Genomic DNA, 22,812 nt, shown 5'->3' on the forward strand with positions numbered 1-22,812 from the left:
GGGTGGAATAAAGCGTATGTGGGACAAACGTTTGAGATACTTTGCAAACGCCCCAATATCGCAAAGCTTTCTTTGCTGTAGCTGTCTAGCAGTTTTAAGAGAATAAGTTACAAAAACTCATCCTTTAATAACTTCAGAAGAAGCTGGAGTTAATACAACTTAAGCTCAACTTATAAATGTTGATATTTTAGTTACAAATACTCGTTTTTAAATAAGTAAAACTAAAGTTGGATTTAATCAATTCAATAACTAATTATAAGAAGTTCAATAATAATAAGTAAAATAGGAGTTTTAGTTAATAAAACTTCTTCTTAACTTATTAATTAACAAGTTTTAGTTAATCCAGCACGTTCTGGAGTTATAAATGAACAAGTTTTAGTTACTACAGTATGTTCTAGATTTATAAATGCTTCTCGTGTAGCAACGCACCATCAAAATATAGTCTATCTGGTCGTTTATATATCTCTTACTCTACTCGTTGCAACTGCGCTACCCTTGGGTCAACTATTTTTTGTCCCAAACTAGCAAATTTAATTGCCACAGACATCTTATTACCTGTTCCGAAAACATGAGTAATTTCACCAATACCAAAAGTTTTGTGTAATACTCTATCACCTACTTGCCAATTCTGCGTTGAGTCTTGTTTCCCACTAGTAGTAGAGGCAGCTTTAGTATACGTTTGACGACTCAGGCGTTGAGTAGATAATAATTCTTCTGGCAATTCATCGAGAAATTGCGATCGCATGGCGGGTTCACGAGAACCATACAAACGACGTTCCCGCGCGTGTGATAAATACAACCGCTCTTGAGCGCGAGTAATCCCCACATAACACAGGCGGCGTTCTTCTTCCAAAGATGCAGGATCGCTTAGGGAACGGTAGCCGGGAAATAGCCCCTGTTCTAATCCCACCAAAAATACTACGGGAAATTCCAAACCTTTGGAAGCGTGCAAAGTCATCAAAGAAACGGCTGTTTGTCCTTCTTTTAAATTATCCAAATCCGAACTGAGGGCGGCGCTACTCAAAAAATCTCGCAGGGAAATCTCTTCGTTTTCTTCTTGAAATTGCAGTGCAGCGTTATAAAGTTCCTGGACGTTTTGTACCCGATCTGTGGCTTCATCTGTGCCTTGATTCATCAAGTCTTGAACGTAACCAGAATCTTCTAATATTCCTTGCAAAACCTCAGTTACAGGAAGCGTGGCAACTTGTCCTTGCCAACGGCTAATCATTTCGGCAAAACTATTCACAGCTTTTGTCGCCCGTCCAGCTAATGTATTAACTGATGTTTCATCGCTGAGTATTTCCCACAAAGTTGTCCCTAATTGCTGAGATGCGTTCATCAAAGCGTCAATAGTGGTTTTGCCAATTCCCCGCCGGGGAGTATTAATAACTCGTAATAAACTGACTGTATCAGCTGGGTTATTTATCGCTCTTAAATAAGCGACGACATCTTTAATTTCTTTGCGATCGTAAAACCTCATTCCCCCTACAACTGTGTAAGGAATTTGATATTTCACCAATAATTCTTCAAAGGGACGAGATTGAGCATTCGTCCGATAAAGTATGGCAAAACTACCCCAGTTTAACTCTGGATTTTGCTGTTCTAAAGTGCTAATTTGATTAATCACAAATGCCGCTTCTGCAAGTTCTTCGTCGGCTTTGTGACAAGTAATCTGTTCACCCGTCCCCCGCGTCGCTTTCAGGACTTTATCAATACGTTGGGTGTTATTTTCAATCAGTTCATTCGCCGCTTGGAGAATGTTTTCACAAGAACGATAGTTTTCTTCCAGCTTAACCATCGTCCGGGTATCATCATCTACCAAACCATCGCCAAAGTCTTCCTGAAATCCTAGCAAGATGGTAAAATCTGCCATCCGAAAGCTGTAAATTGATTGGTCTGCATCACCGACAACAAAAACCGAGCGATTTTTCCATTGCCATTCGCTCTTTTTGGTTTCGCCATTAGTAACTAATAAATTAATAAGTTGATATTGAGTGCGGTTAGTATCCTGATATTCATCTACAAGGATATGACGAAACTTGCGATGCCAGTAACCCAATACCTGCTCGTTTTGTTGAAATAATCTAGTAGGTACAAGAATAAGATCGTCAAAGTCAAGAGCGTTGTTTTGTGCTAACTTATCTTGATATAAATTGTAAACTTGGGCAATCACGCGTCCGCGGTAATTTGGTTGGTCTTGCTCAAATTCTTGGGGTGATAAACCTTGGTTTTTAGCATTACTAATAGCGTAGCGGACAGAGCGGGCGTCAAACTTCTTATCGTCTAGATTTAGCTCTTTATTAACGATTTCTTTGACGAGACTGATTACATCTGATTCATCAAAAATAGAAAAATTACGATTCCACTTGCGTCCTTTTTCGTCTACGTATTTTTCAATATCAAAGCGGAGAATGCGAGAAAATAGACTGTGGAAAGTGCCACACCACAAATCTTTGATCGTGTTTTTGTAAACTTGCGATCGCAGTTGCGTTTGTTGATATTCTGTCAACAAATCCAATCGCTGACCGTGTTGTTTCATTGCCAGTTGTTCAGCAAACAACCGTTGAATCCGTTCTTTCATCTCCCGCGCGGCTTTATTGGTAAAAGTAACCGCCAGGATATTTTCTGGATCGACACGGTGTTTAAGAATCAGATTGGCAATGCGATAAGTCAGCGCTCGCGTTTTGCCGGAACCTGCGCCAGCAACAACTAGCAACGGGCCGCAGTAGTGTTCGACAGCTTGACGTTGACTAGGGTTAAGGTGACTGAGAAAGTCGATGGTTGTTGTCATGGATGTGAAAAAGCGATGTCTCCGATGGTCACTGAGCTTGTCGAAGTGCGGGCTACGCCTACGCCTGGCATCACATCAATAGAGAGTTGCTATTGCCCAGGTTACAATATCCTAACGAAACTTAGTGAATAAAGATTGTGTGGCAATATTCTTAACCAGAATGGTACTCTATCATGATTTATGTAGAAGCAAGAAAAAGCTATGCTGTCAGTCAAAGGCATATTCCAAAACGGTGTGGTTCATCCTAACGAACCAATTGAAGGGCATGAGGGGCAGTCAGTTATAATTAATTGTGTTTTTCGAGGAAAACCGCACACTTGGTTCAGCAACACCAGAAGACTCAGATTGGGATAATTTTATCTGAAATTAAGTGCCAAATAATATTTTAAATTAGTACCTAAAAACGTAACTTATTAAGCGAATTGACTGTACTAACCTAATTGAGAGGATTTTCAATATGCCTAGACTTACCGTTCCACCAAATTTCATCGGCACCCCCGGTTCTGACACTTTAGCCGGGGAAGAGTTAAATGCATCGCCGGCAATTGGTATTGATATTTTAACTGAAGGTTTTATTCGTACACGCTCAGGAAAGGACACCATCACTGGCATCGGTACTGGTGATAACGGTGGTAACAGCCAAATCGCCGAGCAGGGCAAAGTTGGTATCGGCATCAGCAACAGTGGCAGTCTCAATACTGGGGACGGAAATGACACCATCACTGCCAAAGGCACTGGCGGCAAGGGCGGCATTGGCGACAGCTTCGTTGACGGCGCCGGTGTCGGCGGAGCTGGGACGGGCATCAGCAACAGTAGCAGTCTGAATGCTGGGGACGGAAATGACACTATCACTGGCAAGGGTATCGGCGGTTTCGGTGGTGAAGCCGGCAACCGAGGCAGCGATGGTGGAGATGGGACGGGCATCAGCAACAGTGGCAGTCTGAATGCCGGGGACGGAAATGACACTATCGCCGGCAACGGTACTGGCGGCAACGAAGGCGGCAGTGGCGGCGACGGTGGAGTTGGGACGGGCATCAGCAATAGTTGCAGTCTGAATACAGGAGATGGAAAAGACACGATTACTGGCAACGGTATCGGCGGTTTCGGTGGTGAAGGCGGCGGCGGCGGCGACGGTGGAGCTGGGACGGGCATCAGCAACAGTGGCAGTCTGAATGCAGGAGATGGAAAAGACACGATCATCGGCAACGGTACCGGCGGTTTCGGTGGTGAAGGCGGCAGTGGTGGCGACGGTGGATCTGGGACGGGCATCAGCATCAGCAATAGTGGCAGTCTGAATGCAGGAGATGGAGAAGACGCGATCATCGGCAAAGGTACCGGCGGTTTCGGTGGTGAAGGCGGAGGCGGCGGCGACGGTGGAGCTGGGACGGGCATCAGCAACAGTGGCAGTCTGAATGCAGGAGATGGACAAGATAATATCACTGGCAACGGTACTGGCGGCAACGGCGGTTACGGCGGCGGCGGCGGTGACGGTGGAGCTGGGACGGGCATCAGCAACAGTGGCAGTCTGAATGCAGGAGATGGAAAAGACACGATTACCGGTAACGGTACTGGTGGTTTCGGCGCTGAAGGCGGAGGCGGCGGTGACGGTGGAACTGGAATCGGCATTAGCAACAGTGGCAGTCTGAATGCCGGGGACGGACAAGATACTGTCGCTGGCAACGGTACTGGCGGTAACGGCGGCGGCGGCGGTGGCGGTGGCAACGGCGGAACTGCAATCGGCATCAGCAACAGTGACAGTCTGAATGCCGGGGACGGAAATGATACTATCGCTGGCAACGGTACTGGCGGCAACGGCGGTTTCGGCGGCAGTGGTGGCGACGGTGGAGCTGGGACGGGCATCAGCAACAGTGGCAGTCTGAATGCCGGGGACGGACAAGATACTATCGCTGGCAATGGTACTGGCGGCAACGGTGCCGGCGGCGGCAGCGGCGGTGACGGTGGAACGGGAATCGGCATCAGCAATATTGGCAGTCTGAATGCAGGGGACGGAGAAGACACGATCACGGGCAATGGTACTGGCAGTTCCGGCGGTTTCGGCGACAACGGCGGCGACGGTGAAGCTGGTACTGGCATCAGCAACAGTGGTAGTCTGAATGCAGGGAACGGAGAAGACACTATCATCGGCAAAGGTACTGGCGGCGACGGCGGAACTGGCGGTCGCAACGGCAGTATCGGTGACGGCACCCGCGACGGCGGCAACGGTAAAGCTGGTACTGGTATCAGCAACAGTGGCAGTCTGAATGCAGGGAATGGAGAAGACACTATTATTGGCAATGGTATCGGCGGCAACGGTGGCAATAGTACCGACGGTAGTATCGGTCCCCGTGACGGCGGCAACGGTCCCCGCGACGGCGGCAACGGCGGAACTGGTATTGGCATCAGCAATAGTGGCAGTCTGAATGCAGGGGACGGAGAAGACACTATCATCGGCAACGGTTTCGGCGGAAGAGGCGGCAGCGGCAGCGAAGGTGGCAGCGGCGGCAGCGGCAGTGCTGGAACTGGCATTCAGAACATCAAAGATGCCACTATCACTACAGGATGGGGCAACGACGCAATTACGGGTTATGGGAACAGTTCAGGAACAAACGCCACTGCCTATGGCATCTTCAACGACGGAGTTATTGATACCGATAATGGTTGTGACATCCTTACCGGACAGGCTACAGCAACAATTGGTGGTACTGCCTATGGCATTTATGGGCAAGGAATCATCAACACAGGCAATGGCAATGACAAAGTTATCGCCACCAGCATCCTAGATGGAGTTCAACAGAAAGTCTCTATCGGTGGCGAAATTAACATTGCTCTGGGCACTGGGAATGACTACTTCAAAGGATTCGGTGCTGCAACTGTTGATGGCAGTCAAGGTTTTGATACCCTGGATCTTAGAGCTTTCAATCGCTCTGAACTCTTTGTATCTGGTATTATTTCGGGCAATACCCTTAATGCCAACATCACTTTCAACAACAATGGAAGCTCCATTAGCTTGTCTACAACTGGCTTTGAGAAATTTATCTTTGCAGATAGCTCTTTCTCTTACAGCACTTTGGCAAATGGAGCATGAGTTTCTTAATTCCTCTATCTCATAGGCGTTAGTAGTAATAAGCCTGCCCATTTTCTTCGCCCCCTCTACAGATAGATACCTCTGGAGACAATACGGTTCAAAGAAGAGAAAGTTATTAGTTTAGGCAAGCTTTTCTTGAGAGGAGCAGCAGTTTTTCAGGACAAAAGCACCTTAAAGCTGTCGCTTATCTGGGGTGATGTCGTGAAATAGTAATTGTTGTAAATCAAAAAATACTGGGATTTAGGCAAGGTTTGTGTTGTGGCAATTCATGATTGCTATGACAATACGTTAACTTTTCTACGTAGAAAAGTTAGCGACCAGTTATTCCTGCGCGTTCTGTCGTAAAATCAGCGACGGGGAATAAAACATCATAAAAATAGTGAGCAAACTCTGACTTGTTCTGTTGTTAACAGTAGCTTACAGCTATTTTCAGTTAATCGAACTACAGATTTTCATAGGGACACCGCAATGTTCCTTAGTCCGTGGTTTATTTGCTTGCAAAACGCTGTAATACTTAACCGAAAGTATTGTCACTAATAGGACTATTCACTCTTTGAACACCCAATTGACATTGGGTAACAATACACAGTACATCATGATTCAACCGTTAAATTTTTAAAGATGAAAAATGTCTTTAATTTCAGGTTTAACCAATACAAAGAGGGGTGGATATGGATCTTAGCTTAATTGTATCCAACATTTTGAATCCGCCAATCCTGTTTTTCTTTTTAGGCATGATTGCTGTTTTTGTCAAGTCCGATCTCGAAATTCCCGCACCAGTCCCCAAACTATTTTCGTTATATTTGCTGTTTGCCATTGGTTTTAAAGGAGGGGTAGAACTAATCAAAAGCGGTGTAACTCAGGAAGTGGTTCTAACACTGGCAGCAGCAATGATGATGGCTTGTGTTGTGCCAATTTACACCTTTTTTATCCTGAAGTGGAAATTGGATACTTACGATGCTGCTGCGATCGCAGCAACCTACGGTTCTATCAGTGCCGTCACCTTCATCACAGCTAGCGCTTTTTTAACTGAGCTTGGCATTGCTTTTGATGGTTACATGGTGGCAGCCCTTGCCCTGATGGAATCCCCAGCAATTATAGTTGGTCTAATTTTGGTGAATATATTCACCGAAGATGGAAAGCGAGAGCTTTCGTGGCCGGAAGTTTTGCAAGAAGCATTTCTTAATAGTTCAGTTTTTCTATTAGTAGGTAGTCTATTAATAGGTGTGTTGACAGGTGAACACGGTTGGCAAGTATTAGAACCCTTTACTCAAGGGTTGTTTTATGGCGTTCTCACCTTCTTTTTACTGGACATGGGATTAGTCGCTGCGAGAAGAATTAAAGACTTGCAAAAAACCGGAGTTTTCCTAATTTTATTTGCCATACTAATTCCTATACTCAATGCAGGCATTGGGTTAGCGATCGCCAAATTGATCGGTATGCCTCGCGGAGATTCGCTGTTGTTCGCTGTATTGTGTGCCAGTGCTTCTTATATTGCTGTCCCAGCGGCTATGCGGATGACTGTTCCAGAAGCAAATCCCAGCCTGTATGTTTCTACCGCTCTAGCAGTGACATTTCCATTCAATATTATTGTGGGAATTCCGTTATATCTCTACGGAATTAACCTATTCTGGAGGTAATAATATGCACATAGTTAAAAAGATAGAAATTATCGCCAACTCCTTTGAACTTGCCAAAATTTTAGATAGTTTAGACAAGTCGGGTGTACATAACCATGCCGTAATCCGAAATGTTGCTGGTAAAGGATTACGAGGAACGACAGAAGATTTAGACATGACCATGCTTGATAATGTTTATATCCTTGCTTTTTGTATGCCAGAAGAACTCAAGCGTGTTGTCGAAAATATCAAACCACTCCTTAATAAGTTCGGAGGTACTTGCTACGTTTCCGATGTGATGGAAATTCGCTCTGTCAGATGTGTTGCGTCAATGTAAAAAAGTTATAAATCAATGAAGCATTTCATAGAACGTCGTGACTTTTTAAAGTTAGGAATGACCGGGGCATTTGGAATGATGCTATCCACCAGCGATTTACTCTGGCGGGTAGAACAGGCTAAAGCTGGCGAAATCCCCTCAAATTCTGCTGAATCCCTCAGTCCCGATGCCGCTTTACAAAAGCTGATGGAAGGGAATCAGCGATTTGTTCAGCATCAACCCCAATACCCCGATCAATCTGCACTGCGGTTGCAGGAAGTTGCTCAAGCTCAACATCCATTTGCAACTATTCTTAGTTGTGCGGATTCACGAGTAGCCGCAGAAATTGTTTTTGATCAGGGTATGGGGGACATTTTTGATGTTCGAATTGCCGGAAATATTGCTACACATGAAGCGATCGGCAGTATTGAATATGCAGTCGTCTTGTTAGGTTCTCCACTGCTGATGGTGATGGGTCATGAGCGTTGTGGGGCTGTAACCGCCGCTGTCCAAAACGAATCGTTACTCGGTGATATTGGTACTTTTGTGAAGGCAATTAAGCCAGCAGTGGAAAAGGTCAAGAGTCAGTCGGGTGATGCGGTTGAGAATGCTGTGGTGGCAAATGTGCAATATCAAATTGAACGGTTGAAGCGATCGCAACTTTTAACTGAGCAATTGGAATCAGGTAAATTGAAAATTGTCGGGGGTCGTTACGACTTGGATACAGGGAAAGTAACTATTATTACTTAGATCGGGAGATGAGGGGACAGGGGAGGCAGGGGGAGAAGATATTAATAACCAATGCCCAATGCCCAATTTAATCCTGCACAGTCATTGGCAGACGAATGGTGAAAGTAGAGCCAACTCCCGGCTGACTTTTGACAATAATTTCACCACCCATCATCTGGCAAAAGTGGCGGCTAATTGCTAACCCCAGTCCTGTACCTCCATACTTCTTCGTAGTCGAGGTATCTCCTTGGGTAAAAGGTTGAAATAACTGCTGCTGCTGACGTTGAGACATACCTATGCCTGTGTCAGTAACAGTGAAAGTAATCATGCCCAAAGGGGCCTCCGGTCGAAATTCATCCTTTTCTCTGTTAACTGTCAGTATGATCTTGCCGTTTGTAGTAAACTTACTGGCGTTACTGAGTAAGTTTAATAATACCTGCCGCATTCTAGTTTGATCGGCGTACATCATGCCAAGTTGCTCATCAAAATGCACTTCTAAAACATTGGCATTTTTTTCGATAGCTGGTTTGACTGTGAGGACAACATTATGAATTAGCGTTGCAATCTCGAATGTCTCTGGATAGAGGGTCATTTTCCCCGCTTCAATTTTTGACAAGTCGAGGATTTCGTTGATCAAGTGCAGTAGATGCTTACCAGCAGCGTTAATTGTTTCTAAATCTGTGATAAAGTCTCCCGATAAACCAAGATCGGTGGCATCATCTTCTAGAAGTTGGCTTAAGCCAATGACAGCATTTAATGGTGTGCGTAATTCGTGGCTGACATTGGCCAAAAATACGCTTTTTGCCTTGCTAGCAGCTTCGGCTAGTTCTTTAGCTTGTTGTAGTTCTTTTGTTCGCTCAGATACTCGTTCAATCAGACGATTTAGAGATTTGGCGAGTAGCCCAATTTCATCTTCAGTGGTGACAGGCGCTCGCAAATCGAAATTATGTTTCCTTGCAACTTGTTCAGCTACTTGAGTTACAGTGATCACTGGTTCAGCGATCGCTCGACTGGTACGCCAAGCTACAATGGCTGCGATCGCCACCGAAACCAGCATACTCACAATTACGATGAATCGCTCAACTATTCTCGCCTGCTCAACGGCTCTTTGCCTTTCTTGCTCTTGTTCTTGGGCAGTTTGCAAGATGTTAGCCAAGCTTTGCGAAAGCTGACCTAGCCGCATGGCTGTTTCACCACGCATTATTGTCAATAACTGCGATCGGGCAGAAGAAATTTGCTGAGATTGTACTTTCTGGGAGTCAATTTTTTGTAAGACAACCTCGATTTGCTCAACGTAGGCTCTTAAATTATTCTTGTAATCCAGCAATAACGTCTGTAAAGTCGAACTTGTTGCTGCTAGCCTTTTAGGTTTTCTGTCTATAAATCCGCTAATTTTTGACTCTAGGTGCTTGGCTTTTTCAACATTCTTCAGAAAATCAGCTTTTTTGCTTTGCAGCTGTTGTGTATTTTCTAACACAGCAACAAGGTTAGAGCTATGCAATTGCGCCCCTACTACTGCATCTTTATAATTACTCAGTAATTGTCCTTGTTCATAAGCTTGATTGAACTGTCTGACTTCCCTTCCCCGGTAGTAGTTAGCGATGACTAACCCAGTCAGTGAGCCAAAAAAGCCAATTCCAATAGCTACAAAGTACCCATAGCCAATTTTTTGATGGATGCGCCAAGAACTAGCTTTAAGTTTCCCTCGTGAGGGAAATTCTATGGTTGGGAGTTCGTCTGTCGATGGCTCTTCGGCTGACACTTTTTTGCTTTCTGAACTGCTGTCAATAGGGGTTGGCTTTTGAGTTGGCATTTCTCAAACCTCCTTGCCTTCCCGCAAAAATAATCAAATTAGTTTAACTTGTGGAAACACTTTAATTGGTGATTAACATCTACATTATCTTGTTTTATAGCAAGAGCAAATAATTGCTTATTTTTAGTATAGCCCTATGTTATACTAGTGTTTTTTTTGCCGACACCACCTATATGTAAAATTACTGCCAACGAACAGGATTTACTTTTTTCAGCAGCAACGAATAACTTCTTGCATTCAAGCCCCGCCTTCTCTTTAACACAGTACTTTCCTCAATATGCGCTTGATAGCATTCTTGCCATCAGGTACGCCACTACTTTACCTTAATGCTTCCTTATAAAAGTAATAGAATCAGGAAAAAACAAAAGGTTTGCCATTTGTTGGGTATGGGGCATGGGGCATTGGATATTGATTACTTTTCCTTCATCTCCCAGGCACATATATCATAAAATAAGTTAAAAGTCTAGTTTGTATGAATACATAAAAACTTTTATTACGTATTAATATCAATTACGAATGGTTTAATTGACGAACGCGGCTGAAAATCGCTCTAATATCAGATAAAATCGGCTTCTAGCCTTATATAAATGAGAGCTGGACTTATTTTTGCATGATTTGTACTTAGATTTAGTACGATTATGAGCAAATGACACGGAATGGGATAATCACAACCTGAGGATTCCAGTTGATTCCAAAAAATAGAACTCAGGAAGTTGATTATAATACATCCTGCTGCATTCTGAGTTCTATCCTCCTACTGACTGTCTACCTTGTAGTTGATGCAGTAGCTATTACGAGGCAATTATGGTTATAAGGCACGACAACCCTTTTGTGTCCTTAGCCCAATTGAACTGATGCACTTGTGCATTACCTAATCAACAGCCTTTTGGTTGTAATTATCCAGATTAGAAAAACTCAACTGTCAAATTAATGGGAGTGAAAATGCCAGAACAAGAATTTACCGAAACCGCATCCAAAGAGGCTACAGTGGCAGAAATCAACAACCAGACGGGAAGCATCACAAAACTTCAGCCTCCTGCACAGTCTCAGGATGAATGGCTAAAATACGGAGAGCAAGTTTCTACGTTTTTAGCAACATTACCAGAATATCTAGGAAGCTTTTTTAATCAATATAAGCAACCCCTGGTAACAGTTGGTTTAATTGTGGGGTCTATTGTTGGGGTTAAAGTACTCTTGGCAATATTAGATGCTTTGAATGATATCCCCTTGGTAGCACCTACTTTCGAGTTGATCGGTATTGGCTACTCTGCGTGGTTTGTTTACCGCTATTTACTCAAAGCCTCAACAAGGAAAGAGTTAACTAGTGAAATCACCACTCTTAAATCACAAGTTGTCGGTAAAGAAATTCCAGAAGCTTAATATCTAATTATTGCTTCTTTATGAGACGCTACGCCTAGCTTGCTCCTGTGTAGAAATACGCTCTAATTCCAAATTACCGAAGTCTGAACGCTGGAAGTCGGCGTTCAGACTTCTCTCAAAATCCCCTGCGAAGTTCATTAAAATATAGATAGAAGCTAGAGGATTTTTGAAAAGTTTTGGTGCTAACCTACCCTGTGCCTCATGCAAATGCAAATCTCTATATTTGGCTATGATACCTGTATTTTGATTAAGAGATGCTCAGAGCCATCAATTCTTCTGATATTTCAAAGTTAGCTGTGACATTTTGTACATCATCCAAGCCTTCTAAAGTATCAATTAACTTGAAAAGCGATCGCGCTTGATCCGGATCAGTAACTTCTACACTATTACTGGGAATCCAGCGCAATTCCGCATCGATTACCTTAATACCTTGCTCTTTGAGTGTCTGGCTAAGGGTTTCTAAATTACCAATATCAGTAAATACCTCAGCCATCTCATCTTCAGTCATTTCATAAGACTGGGCGTCGCCTTCGAGGGATGCTTCTAAAAGCTGTTCTTCGTTAACCACATCCTGCACTACACAAACGCCTTTTTGGTCAAACATCCAACTAACGCAACCTGTTTCACCAAGATTGCCACCATTCTTGCTAAAAGCTACACGCAAGTCAGCAGCCGTGCGATTGCGATTATCTGTGAGGGCTTCGATTAAAATCGCTACGCCACCGGGGCCGTAACCTTCGTAGCGAATCGCTTCAAAGGTAGCATTATCGCCGCCAAAAGTGCCTGCACCTTTAGCGATCGCTCGTTCAATATTATCATTGGGGATACTCGCAGCCTTTGCCTTGTCAATTGCCGTGCGAAGTTGAAAATTCAGCGCCGGATCTGGTACTCCGCTTCTAGCAGCCACGATAATCGCCCTGGATAACTGAGTAAAGGTTTTTCCCTTTTTTGCATCTACTACCGCTTTTTGGCGCTTAATATTTGCCCATTTACTGTGTCCTGCCATAATTTGAAATTATCAAAACTCTATTCCAGACTAGGATATATTCGTTGGCAAAAACCATGATTTCAGATAACTGTGCAACGTTAGATCAGAGTGGCAAAGTTTTTATTAGCTAATTAGCAATGCTTTTGGGATAAACCCAATAATCTCTCTTTTGGTCTAGGGAAAGGTTAAAGGGGAAAGGGGAAAAGGTAAATTCAAACCCTTTCCCTTTCCCCTTTCCCCCAAAACCCGAAAGTATTGAGCTAACGAGGAGAATTTAGAAATTATTTTAATAAATATTATTATGCACGATTTTTTAACCCTCCCCGCCATAGCAAGCGAAAAATCAAAAAAGTGTCACACTACTTTATCCTAGTTACAATCGAATTCCTGACAGTATAGGTCGGAAAATTGAATCTGTATTGTTGGGTAAAAGTTCCCCAACATAATCACTCAAAGCAACGCAGCAACTCTTAGATTTGATTTTCAAGTGAAATGAGGAATAGAGACGCGATTAATCACGTCTGTGGTGTCGCATCCTGTTTAAATTACAAAAGGTTGAAGTTCGCTGTTATGCCACTCTTCTTCAATCCGTTCAGTAATTAGTGGTCTGATAATAAACTTGGGCGGACAACCATCAAGAACATCAATCCGCACGCATGAGTAAGGTAGTCGGTTTTGGAAATTGTAGTCATGACGCCCCACAAAAAGCGTTGAATCCGCAACTTTTCGAGTGGGTTTACCTGCAATTTCCGCAAAAGTCTCCATCAATTCACTCCCTTTTCGCCTTTGATAACGGGGACGATGACCACTACCACCAGAGATAATGCAGTTAATGTGAGAGTCAGCAAATCCGGTATCAGTTGTGCAAAGATGCTCCAAACAGTGAGCGTGACCATTTAAAATCAAATCGACTATGGGACGTTCTTTAATTAGAGAACCAAGAGTTTCTGCCACTTGTTCAAACACCCAGCGCAAGCGGTGGCGAACCGCCAAGGTTTGTGCCTGATTCCATTTGGTAGCTTCTGTGACGTAGGGGGGATGGTGGAAAAAGATTACACGTCCGCGCACTTCTGAAGTGTTCCAAGATTCAATTAATCTGCTTCGCAACCATTCAAGTTGTTCAAAGTCGATCGCAGGCATTTTCTGAGATGCTAGTTGTTTCTCAATGTCGATTTTGATCTCATTTATTTGGTCTAATTTGGCGCTAAGTTCATCAAGTTGTTCCGCTTCGGTGGGTTTGTCTGGGTTGAGGCGATCGCATATTTTCAAAATTTGCAATTCTTCTTGATCGATCTCATGGCGACGCTTTTGCAATTCCTGGCGGTAAATTTCCCCTTCTTGAGTTGCAGGCAAGGGTGACGGTGTATTAAAAGTATTAGAATCTAGTGCGAAAAAATCTATCCCGCCGTAGCGAAAGGTGTAATAGCGATTGGGTAAGCGGGTAAACTGTCCAGGTTCATAACGCAAACAGCGCCCTGTGTCGGTCTTAGCAGTATAGTGCCGATCTAAATGACGTTCTAACTCTTTTGGGGAAGCGATCGCCCCTGTATAGTCCATAAATGCCCGTGCGTAAGCATTACCTTGGTATGATCCATGCCAGCCAATCTCAATATCTTTGTAGCGGAACAGGCGACGTAGTGACGATGTTGTTCCAGTAAATAAACGGTACATCAATGGCACATCGTAGTAATCATGATTACCAAGTACTGGCAAAAACGGCAGATTAAACACCATGCGGTCATAAGGAATGCTTTTCGGGTTATCGCCACCGACAAGAAATTCCCGGTAAGGCTCAATAAAGTTTGTTGAATAATACTCTTGGGAACCTACCACATAGATTACATCGCCCGTGTGCAACACAAAACTGCAATCATCGCGGTGAGGAAGCATCAATTCGGCAACTTTTCGTTGGGCGTGGTGGCGAGAATGGGATTTAGTGCCAGAATCACCAATAACCATAAAGGAAAACTCTGGACTATCTTGCTTGCCATCGTCAATAACTATACTGGTTTGGTCAATTCCCCGTTGCACAAAACTTGGATGCATCCACCGCACCCGTTCCTTCATCTTTTGAATTTTTACAGGAATGGGTGGATCGGAAATCAATTTCATGGCTGATAACTCTTGAATGCCTAACGCGTAAGCAGATTGTAACGAAATAATAAGAATATATTTAATTATGATTCTCACAGCCATGACAATCCCCACGCCAGTTGCTTCACTGTGGGGATAGGCACGCCGATAATTCGCTACTAATTTAGTGAGATGGTGTGCTTAGGCGTTCTAGTTGGGCTTCAATGGCTGCCAAAAGTTGGTGTTGTTGCCAATCTTGGCTAAGATGGGCGGCTATGCAAGCGGCTCCAGCACCCATACCCTCTTTCACAAAGCCTTGCTCATAAGCTCTCAGTTGGGGATAACGAGAATCAGCAAAACTTAGATGAGTTGCTAATAGGGGAGGGATTCTTCCACTGTGAGTTAAGCTGCCTTTTCCTAAGTTGAGGGCTAAGTCAACTGTAGCGCCAGTAGGGTCTTCTGCCACCCAACGGGTTGTGCCTACAACTACTTCTTCTGGTTGCCATGATAAGGCGTAAGCTTGAGCGATCGCACTCATTAGCGCATAAACCGCCAGCATTTGCGTCCCCCCAGCAAGCATTACACCACAACTACGGCTAGCAGCGATCGCCATTCCAGCTACCACCACTTGCATGGGATCACCCACAGCAGCGACAAGTTGTAAAGGGTTAACTGGGGAAGATGAGGACAAAGTAAAATTTTCTCCCCCTGCCTCCTGCCCCCTGCCCCCCCTCATCTTCTCCAACCCAGTTTGGACTAGTGCCCACTTTTGCTCGTGGTTACAAACAGGGTGGCTACTGTTAACTTTTCCGGCAGCTTCTATACCTAAACCAGTTAAGATTGCCAGGGCAGTTGTAGTACCTCCAACGACGCACTCACCGATAATCAGATACCCCTGTTGGATATTGGCAGCAAGGCGTTCTCCCCAAAATAGCCCTTGTTCAAGCAAGTGCTGTACCGTTGCGATTTCCATAGCAACACCCCCACTTAAACACTTAGCTGGGATGCCACCTAAATCAACTACTGGTACAGCAGGAGGCTGGGGTAAACCAGCATTAAACAAATGAACTGGTATCTTTAATGACTCAAAGACAGCACGAGAAATCAGCACAGGTGAAGCGCCAGCCGCTAATGGCGGTAGGGGATATTGGGCTTTATGTTCTGCGCCATAATACAAAAACTCGGCATCGGCACAAGCAGTATATTTCCGATCTTCTGGAGTGCGGCCAGCTGCGGAAATCCCTGGAATTAAACCAGTTTCAGTAAATCCTAAAACACAGGCAAATACGGGTAGACAACCACGATAGCGTTGCAGCCATTCTTCACCTTGTTCTTTTTGGGTATAAATACGAATTTGGGCATTGGGCATGGGGCATTGAGCATTGGGGGTTAGTTAGGACTCATCCTTGAAACAAGGACAAATGACTAATGACAAATAACTATCCGTCATAATCCATGAGGACTTGCACCCAGCGTGGGGGACGGGGAATGGGGTTGCCGAGACGGTCAAAAAGCAACCACGCTGCCAGGTGTACCACAAAAAGGTAGATAAAGTTGTTGAGTAAAATTAAAGCGATCGCTCCCACTTGAATCAAAAAGACACTGGGAGTCACCAACAAACTCAGCTTCAAAAATACCCACTCAATGAACTCAGTCACCTGGGTAATTACATAAATCCACAGGTCTTCACCTGACAAAACAGACAGCAGCCACAGCCTAAAAAATACTCCCAAAGTACCTAACAACGTACCCAAGCTGATAGAAACAATCCAGGGAACACGACGGCGATACCATGTTGCTCCCAAAAGCACGCCCATGAACCCGTAGGGCATGACAAACAGTAAACTACGGGCTGGCCCCATCAGTACAGTCAGCAGCAACCCGCAAGTAAGTGCTGCCATCCACGCCGCGCGTTTACCCCAACGCAGATAAACTAGAGCGATCGGCACCGGAAAAAATATCCGTAAAACTGGGCCCAAAGGAAAGTAAAAATTAATAAACCAAATTAAGCTAGCGGTACTTGCTAAAAATGCCGTTTCTACCATTCTCAAGGGCGCATCAGCCTTGAGTTGAGGAGGCATTAATTGCTGTTCTTTGTCTAACCAATGATTCTGAGGAATTGGAGACTCAGGGGATGGGTCTTCCTCCGGCTCATCTGGCAGAGAATTTAAAATACTCATATTTGATAAGTTCTTAAACTGGGAATTGGAGATTGGGGATTGATTTTACTGGGCATTGGCAAAATCTGGATGGGAATTTATACCCCAACCAAATCTTAAAAGAATTTCTTCCCCAGTACGCAGTACCCAGTTCCGAAGCGTTCATTCCTCACCAATTTTTCTTAGCTTTTTGCGTAGCCTTTCGTAGAGAAGTTGGGGAAAGAAAGGGCACGACCTGTTAAACGATCATTCTTTCTAAGGCTGACAAATCGGGAACACAAATAGTGTCTTGATCCCGTTTAATCAAGCCTTTTTTTTCTAGCCTTGTCAATACTCGTGTCACCGTTTCCCGCGCCAGTCCGCTCAAACTGCTTAATTCACGATGAGGTAAATTAGGTATTTCAGTTCCTGTTTGCCCTTGTTTTCCTTGTCCTTCTGCCAAAAATAGCAACGTATCTGCTACCCTTGACTGGCTATCAGATTCCCGCAACCGCAATCGGCGATTTACTTGCCGCAAACGTCGTGCCATTAGTTGCGCTAATCGAACTCCCGCCAAGGGTTCTACCTGAAGTAACTTGACAAAATCTTGAGCAGGCATACTCCCAATTACTGTTGGGGCCAAGGTAATCACATCTGTGGATCTAGGTACTTCATCTAGCGCCGCCATTTCACCAAACAATTCCCCTTTGCCAAGAATATTCAGCGTTACCTCTTTTCCTTCCAGATTGTAGGTACGAATTTTTACCCATCCGTCTATAATAAAGTACACAGAACCGCCCCAGTCATTTTCCAGTAGAATTACCTGATTGGCTGGGTGAGTACGGGTAACAAGATGGACAAGGGCTAATTCTACAGCAGTTTCTGGCAACCCTTGAAAAAAGGGAGCGGAGGTGATCATCCAGGAATTAGCCTGTGCTTGCAAGCTATATCTGTCTTCCATTACGACATCTTTAATTCAAGCTGCTATATACACACAACAAACAAGAGCGCCATTTTTAGCCTAAGCTATCAAAGCACAGCTCCCTTTCAAAGAGAACACTAAACTATGCTACATAAGAAAACCACAAGAAGGTTTTTCTAAACAATTTTTACCTATCGGTTGGAAGAAGTCAGAGGGCAGAAGGCTTTTATGTTTTACCTCAGTTGGGAATTCAGACCCCTCCCGAATAAAAGCCACCAAATTTTTAATTTGGTATTCTTGTCTCAAACCTTTGTTCCCTTTCGGTTATGGCAGATAGCGCAGCGTAAAGTCTTCTCTACGAGAGACATTTAGCATAGCAACTCTTAGAGTTGCTATGCCTAGCTTGCTTCTAGGTTCGCGCAGTGCTTTTCTTGATAACCTGCAAAAATAAGCTTTTCACACAAATGCTGACTGAAGATTGCCACGGCTCTCAGTAATCCATAACATAATGACAGTCACAAGTCCAAACTTGGCTTTTGCTACTCAAAACCTCTCCTCTGGTCGACGCGGCGCGTAGCTTGCTTCCTCATAGGGGTACGGTGATTGTAAAGTAATTGTCACATTAGTTGGCATAAATTTTTAGGTAAGGTAATAAAAGTGACTTTTAGTACAGATGAAATTTCAAAGCTGATCGCAGACATTGACAACTTACTTGCTAGCGGTGGCAAGCGCCTGTCTAGATTTCTGTCTGGTCAGGCGCAAGAGCCTAAAGAAGTTTTAGAACGAATTCGCGGCTTCTTAGTGAAATTACAAGAAAAAGAAGCATTAGAAAGCGGCATCCCAAATCAGTCTTCTGAAGAACCGCGTTCGCCTTTGTTAACAAAATTTATTGATCGCGGCAATAACCAGTATCCACTACCGCCGCTAGAACCCATCCAGGAAGAGAGTACTGGTGGTGCAGGAGAATTAAAGAATGAATTTTCGAGATTGATTCAGCCGTTGCGATCGGAATTAGAATTGCTCTTGCAAGAGCGAACCACTCTCATACAAGAAATTCGCCAGCTAGAACAAAAGCGTTTGCAAAACTACTCCTTAGCGCAGCAATTGACAAACCAGGAGCAAATGATTACCGAGTTTTTACAGGTACTCATGAGTCGCCTGGTACCAACTTTAACGCCATTGATCGGACAGACTGGGGAAAATATCTCTAGTTCTTCAGGAGGAATTAATCAGGCATCTGCAACTCAACCTTTGTTAGAATCCCCAGAGCGTCTGGAGCAGTTAACACAGTTGGCCAGGGAGTTGGATCAACGCCTATTATCACTAGATGGCACAGTAAATGTAGTATTTGACGCACTACAGCGCAATATTAATACTTATTACGAATCCCTATCGCAAGCACTGTCAAGAATGCATAGCAAGGGGATGCAAGGTGAACAGCTGATGACCAGCTTTGTTAATAATTTCACCCAGCATTTGCAGCAAGAACCCCCTAGTTCCCAGCCATCTTTCTTGGGGATAGAATCTGAGACACTAACATCATTGGCTGAACCAGTTGAGATTGCTGCTGAAGTTACACCCCAAACTTTGGAGCTTATACAGCCAGAAATTTCATCTCCACTTACTATTAATTTTGAGCGACAGGAGACTACCCTCACAGAGGATTTAGATGCAGCAATGTTGCAGCTTGGTTTAGACTCGTCTGAATCTTCTGAAACCCTGACCGAATTACCGGAAAATATTTCTGCGTTAATTGGTGATGAAGTAGACCAACTTTACGCCAGTTTGTTTGGTGCTGGTGATGTTAATAATCCAAGTCTCAATGTTGCCACAAATGACTTATCCACAGTCTCTTCATCACCGTTAAACATCGCTGAGACCCCACCTGTTACCCCAACGGTCGATTCTGCGATCGCAGCGCCAGATACGAGTTTTTCAACCCAAGAGACTTTAGGAGAAACCACAAATTCATCAGAGTCACAGGAAGAACTATTTTTTGAAGAGGATACTGACTTAGACACACCTCTTAGCTTCTCTACCCCACAAACAGAGAGTTTCCCGGTAGAAGCCAACACTCAGCCTGCTAGTGTTGATACAATTAATAACCTAACTGACTTATTGCCTGATACAGGTAGTGATGAGCCACGCCTGGAAGTATCATCTTCTGTGGAGGATGTCACAAGTACAGCACCAGTTACTCCAGAAGTAGCAGAAATTGCATTGGCATACCCCTACGAGGAAGCAAACTACGCGCAGGGTCTTGTAGAGAAGCCTACCGAAATCGCTACATCGGAAGTATTAATTAATGATGATCGGCAAGAACTTTCTTCAGATAGCTACATTGCTGCTTCACCACAAGAAAACTTGCTTTCTGTTGAGTCAAACCAGTCTCCGGTAGTACCTGATATTTCCTTAGATGAAGAACAGTTGCAGCAATTAGATCGGGATTTGGCTAATTTTGATCAACAGCTAAATTCTGAGTCGCAACCAGCTACCAACTTGGATAATTTCGCGGAACTAATTGATACAACTCAAGACACAATCCCCACAACTTCCTCTGAAAGTCTCCAATTAACAGAAGATACCTCATCTGCTGCTTTCGTCAGTTTGTCAGATCCCCAGCTAGAAACTGACAAACAAGAGGAAGTCACAACTGCTGTTCAAGACAGTTCTTTATCTTCAATTTCTAACTCCATAAATAATCCAGAAGTTTCGCCTAATTTTAGAGAATCAGTTTGGTATTTAGGAATTGATTTAGGTACAACAGGAATTTCTGCCGCATTATTAAACCGCTCAACTTTTGTTGTACATCCTATCTACTGGTCAGCAGAAAATCCACCGGAAACAAGTTCCTTTCAGCAATCATTTCGTTTACCAACAGAGGTTTATCTACCTACAGCTTCTATACCTCACGGTGAAAATGAAAGTATCGAAGCACATGAGCAAACAGCACCTGCGGCTGTTGCTCAAGATAAAGGTAGCGATCGCTCGGCTACCACTCCTACAACACCGAGATCAACGGCATATCCGACCATAAATAATCTCTACTCGGCGCAGTTGAAGCCTTATTTACAAGTAGCCATTCCCTACAAGAGTGAACGACAGAAATGGGAACCTGTTTTGCAATTAAATGAATTTTCGGCAGGCCCTTTAATTTGGATTGTGCGATCACTTTCTAAACTACTATTAACCCTCAAATCCGAAAAAACTTGTACCACCCCCAGTTTAATGGCGGCTGCTGTTGGCATCAGCGAACAAAATTTTCCCCAGATTATCAATAATATTGCTGGTGTAATTTGCACCTGTCCATCTAACTGGTCGGAACAATACCGCTTTAACGTGCGGGAAGCTTTACTCACTAGCAAACTGATCCAACATCCACAGCAAGTCTTTTTTGTCGAAGAAGCGATCGCTAGTCTACTTCCAGAACTCAATGCTGCTAACGGTGAGCAAGTAAAATTAAGCGATGCTCAAGGTTCTTATCCGGCAAAAACCAGCGAACATCCCATTGTTGGCAACACCCTTGTAATTAACATTGGGACAACTGCCACAGAAATGTTGCTGGTGAATGTACCAGAAAGCTTGGCGCAATTGACATACAATGATTTCATGCTCCACAGTTTTGCTTATGCTGGCAAGGGAATTGAACAAGATATTATTTGCCAGCTGCTATTGCCACCGAAATCTCGACAATCACGCTCAGAAACACCAAGCGAGCGCAAAACTACCACCAGCAATCCTTGGCAATGGCAACCGTCAATTCCCGGTTTAGACCAAATGCGCTGGCAGAGTTTGGGGTTGGAAGAATTAGAACTACCCAGAGTCGGAGAACCAGATATTACCGCTCGTATTCGCCTCCAGCAGCGTCTAGAAAGTTCTCTACTGGGACAGGCAGTATTAGATGCAGCATTAGCTCTAAAGCTGATTTTGCAACACCAAGACTCTTTTACTCTAGAATTAGCCGATCAGCGATGGATTTTGCAGCGACGAGACTTAGAAAGCCAGGTATTTATCCCCTTTGTACGCCGCCTGAACCGAGAACTTAACAAGTTATTGGTAGCTCATGGTATCCCTACAGAAGCCATTAATCAAGCTATCCTCACTGGTGGGGTGGCTTGTGTCGGGACGGTGAACCGCTGGTTACGCCAAAAACTCCCTAGCGCTAAGATTATTCAAGATTTATATCTCGGCGAAAACGGCGCTCCTAATTGCAGTCGAGTTGCTTATGGTTTGGCGATGCTACCTCTGCATCCCCAAATTTTAGATATACCCAGGCAACAATACACTGATTATTTCCTCTTTACAGAATTGCTGCGACTGCTACCAGACCGATCCGTATCTTTTGGTGAAATTACCCAGCTATTTGAGGATCGTGGGATCAATACTCGCACTTGTCAGCAACGACTGCTGGCTTTTTTGGAGGGTGAACTACCTTCGGGTTTGATACCTTCAGTTACAGATTCAACCTGGCTTACCCAGAGTTCACAAGACAATCTAGACTATCAAGCGATCGCTACGGCACCACTTTTTGAAAAACAGGGGAGTCTCACTTATCGTCCCAATTCCCAACAACTAGTATCTTTGCGCCACTATCTAGATGCGATCAAAGCTAGTAATCAGCAATCGCTGGAGGAACCATATACGGTGAATTTCGCCTTAGAGGTTGACCGTTGAAACTAGTATATAACGCTAGAAATAAGAATACTACTGAAAATTCCAAATGCTGATAACGTAAGCATTTGACTTTTCACGGCATCTGGAAAACCTCACTTCTATTTCTCTCTCCTAAAAGGAGAGAGACTTTGAATTTTCCCCCTTCCCGCGTCGGGAAAGGGGTTAGGTATTTGGTGGACTTTTCCACATAATTTGAAAAGTCAACGTAAGCATTTGGAATTTTGCAAGTACTACTAGTATTTCACTACAGTATTTTTGAGATGTGTACGTGTAGTAGTAGGTTG

13 protein-coding genes are annotated in these 22,812 nt (G+C 44.1%); 6 read left to right on the forward strand and 7 right to left on the reverse strand.

All coding sequences use genetic code 11. The features are described from left to right. Nucleotides 1–466: 466 nt before the first annotated feature. Entirely contained in the window at nucleotides 467–2,791 is a 2,325-nt protein-coding gene (pcrA, locus tag H6G97_RS10615; protein WP_190940574.1) for a DNA helicase PcrA, read from the reverse strand. Nucleotides 2,792–3,248: 457 nt separating this feature from the next. On the opposite strand from pcrA, the gene H6G97_RS54720 reads away from it, so the two are divergent. From H6G97_RS54720 to H6G97_RS10635, 4 genes are all read left to right on the forward strand, one after another. After that, nucleotides 3,249–5,876 carry a beta strand repeat-containing protein gene (locus H6G97_RS54720; protein WP_190940575.1) on the forward strand — a complete coding sequence of 876 codons (2,628 nt, stop codon included), beginning with the start codon at nucleotides 3,249–3,251 and terminating at the stop codon, nucleotides 5,874–5,876. 671 nt (nucleotides 5,877–6,547) lie between these two features. Beyond that, the gene (locus tag H6G97_RS10625) at nucleotides 6,548–7,516 is read left to right on the forward strand and encodes a sodium-dependent bicarbonate transport family permease (protein ID WP_190940576.1); all 969 of its coding nucleotides are present in this window, start codon (nucleotides 6,548–6,550) and stop codon (nucleotides 7,514–7,516) included. 4 nt (nucleotides 7,517–7,520) lie between these two features. After that, nucleotides 7,521–7,832 carry a P-II family nitrogen regulator gene (locus H6G97_RS10630; protein ID WP_190940577.1) on the forward strand — a complete coding sequence of 104 codons (312 nt, stop codon included), beginning with the start codon at nucleotides 7,521–7,523 and terminating at the stop codon, nucleotides 7,830–7,832. Between the two features lie 15 nt (nucleotides 7,833–7,847). Next, nucleotides 7,848–8,561: a carbonic anhydrase gene (locus H6G97_RS10635; RefSeq protein ID WP_190940578.1), complete on the forward strand. Its 714-nt coding sequence runs from the start codon at nucleotides 7,848–7,850 to the stop codon at nucleotides 8,559–8,561. 67 nt (nucleotides 8,562–8,628) lie between these two features. Here H6G97_RS10635 and H6G97_RS10640 read toward each other — a convergent pair whose 3' ends face one another. Next, nucleotides 8,629–10,353 (reverse strand): sensor histidine kinase, encoded by a 1,725-nt coding sequence (locus tag H6G97_RS10640; RefSeq protein ID WP_190940579.1) that lies wholly within the window; start codon nucleotides 10,351–10,353, stop codon nucleotides 8,629–8,631. Between the two features lie 942 nt (nucleotides 10,354–11,295). On the opposite strand from H6G97_RS10640, the gene H6G97_RS10645 reads away from it, so the two are divergent. Continuing rightward, nucleotides 11,296–11,733, forward strand: a complete 438-nt coding sequence (locus H6G97_RS10645; protein ID WP_190940580.1) for a CAAD domain-containing protein — start codon at nucleotides 11,296–11,298, stop codon at nucleotides 11,731–11,733. A 247-nt stretch (nucleotides 11,734–11,980) separates the two neighbouring features. Here the strand turns inward: H6G97_RS10645 and H6G97_RS10650 are convergent, their stop codons facing one another. From H6G97_RS10650 to H6G97_RS10670, 5 genes are all read right to left on the reverse strand, one after another. Further along, entirely contained in the window at nucleotides 11,981–12,739 is a 759-nt protein-coding gene (locus H6G97_RS10650; protein ID WP_190940581.1) for a YebC/PmpR family DNA-binding transcriptional regulator, read from the reverse strand. A 522-nt stretch (nucleotides 12,740–13,261) separates the two neighbouring features. Next, nucleotides 13,262–14,833 (reverse strand): metallophosphoesterase, encoded by a 1,572-nt coding sequence (locus tag H6G97_RS10655; protein WP_190940617.1) that lies wholly within the window; start codon nucleotides 14,831–14,833, stop codon nucleotides 13,262–13,264. A 145-nt stretch (nucleotides 14,834–14,978) separates the two neighbouring features. Further along, a complete protein-coding gene (gene cobT / locus H6G97_RS10660; protein WP_190940582.1) occupies nucleotides 14,979–16,163 on the reverse strand; it encodes a nicotinate mononucleotide-dependent phosphoribosyltransferase CobT in 1,185 nt (394 codons plus the stop codon). Between the two features lie 70 nt (nucleotides 16,164–16,233). Then, nucleotides 16,234–16,974 carry a DUF2232 domain-containing protein gene (locus H6G97_RS10665; RefSeq protein WP_190940583.1) on the reverse strand — a complete coding sequence of 247 codons (741 nt, stop codon included), beginning with the start codon at nucleotides 16,972–16,974 and terminating at the stop codon, nucleotides 16,234–16,236. A gap of 217 nt (nucleotides 16,975–17,191) precedes the next feature. Beyond that, complete coding sequence (locus H6G97_RS10670) at nucleotides 17,192–17,893, reverse strand: Crp/Fnr family transcriptional regulator (RefSeq protein ID WP_190940584.1); 702 nt, start codon at nucleotides 17,891–17,893, stop codon at nucleotides 17,192–17,194. 618 nt (nucleotides 17,894–18,511) lie between these two features. On the opposite strand from H6G97_RS10670, the gene H6G97_RS10675 reads away from it, so the two are divergent. Continuing rightward, on the forward strand, nucleotides 18,512–22,528 hold the full coding sequence (locus H6G97_RS10675) for a hypothetical protein (RefSeq protein ID WP_190940585.1): 4,017 nt from the start codon (nucleotides 18,512–18,514) through the stop codon (nucleotides 22,526–22,528). Nucleotides 22,529–22,812 lie beyond the last annotated feature (284 nt).

The organism is Nostoc flagelliforme FACHB-838, from assembly GCF_014698065.1.
GTDB classification, from domain to species: domain Bacteria; phylum Cyanobacteriota; class Cyanobacteriia; order Cyanobacteriales; family Nostocaceae; genus Nostoc; species Nostoc flagelliforme_B.

Excerpts from the sequence above, each read along its gene's own strand:
- pcrA (WP_190940574.1), bottom strand. The coding sequence starts at position 2,791 with ATGACAACAACCATCGACTTTCTCAGTCACCTTAACCCTAGTCAACGT.
- H6G97_RS54720 (WP_190940575.1), top strand. The coding sequence starts at position 3,249 with ATGCCTAGACTTACCGTTCCACCAAATTTCATCGGCACCCCCGGTTCT.
- H6G97_RS10625 (WP_190940576.1), top strand. The coding sequence starts at position 6,548 with ATGGATCTTAGCTTAATTGTATCCAACATTTTGAATCCGCCAATCCTG.
- H6G97_RS10630 (WP_190940577.1), top strand. The coding sequence starts at position 7,521 with ATGCACATAGTTAAAAAGATAGAAATTATCGCCAACTCCTTTGAACTT.
- H6G97_RS10635 (WP_190940578.1), top strand. The coding sequence starts at position 7,848 with ATGAAGCATTTCATAGAACGTCGTGACTTTTTAAAGTTAGGAATGACC.
- H6G97_RS10640 (WP_190940579.1), bottom strand. The coding sequence starts at position 10,353 with ATGCCAACTCAAAAGCCAACCCCTATTGACAGCAGTTCAGAAAGCAAA.
- H6G97_RS10645 (WP_190940580.1), top strand. The coding sequence starts at position 11,296 with ATGCCAGAACAAGAATTTACCGAAACCGCATCCAAAGAGGCTACAGTG.
- H6G97_RS10650 (WP_190940581.1), bottom strand. The coding sequence starts at position 12,739 with ATGGCAGGACACAGTAAATGGGCAAATATTAAGCGCCAAAAAGCGGTA.
- H6G97_RS10655 (WP_190940617.1), bottom strand. The coding sequence starts at position 14,833 with ATGAAATTGATTTCCGATCCACCCATTCCTGTAAAAATTCAAAAGATG.
- cobT (WP_190940582.1), bottom strand. The coding sequence starts at position 16,163 with ATGCCCAATGCCCAAATTCGTATTTATACCCAAAAAGAACAAGGTGAA.
- H6G97_RS10665 (WP_190940583.1), bottom strand. The coding sequence starts at position 16,974 with ATGAGTATTTTAAATTCTCTGCCAGATGAGCCGGAGGAAGACCCATCC.
- H6G97_RS10670 (WP_190940584.1), bottom strand. The coding sequence starts at position 17,893 with ATGGAAGACAGATATAGCTTGCAAGCACAGGCTAATTCCTGGATGATC.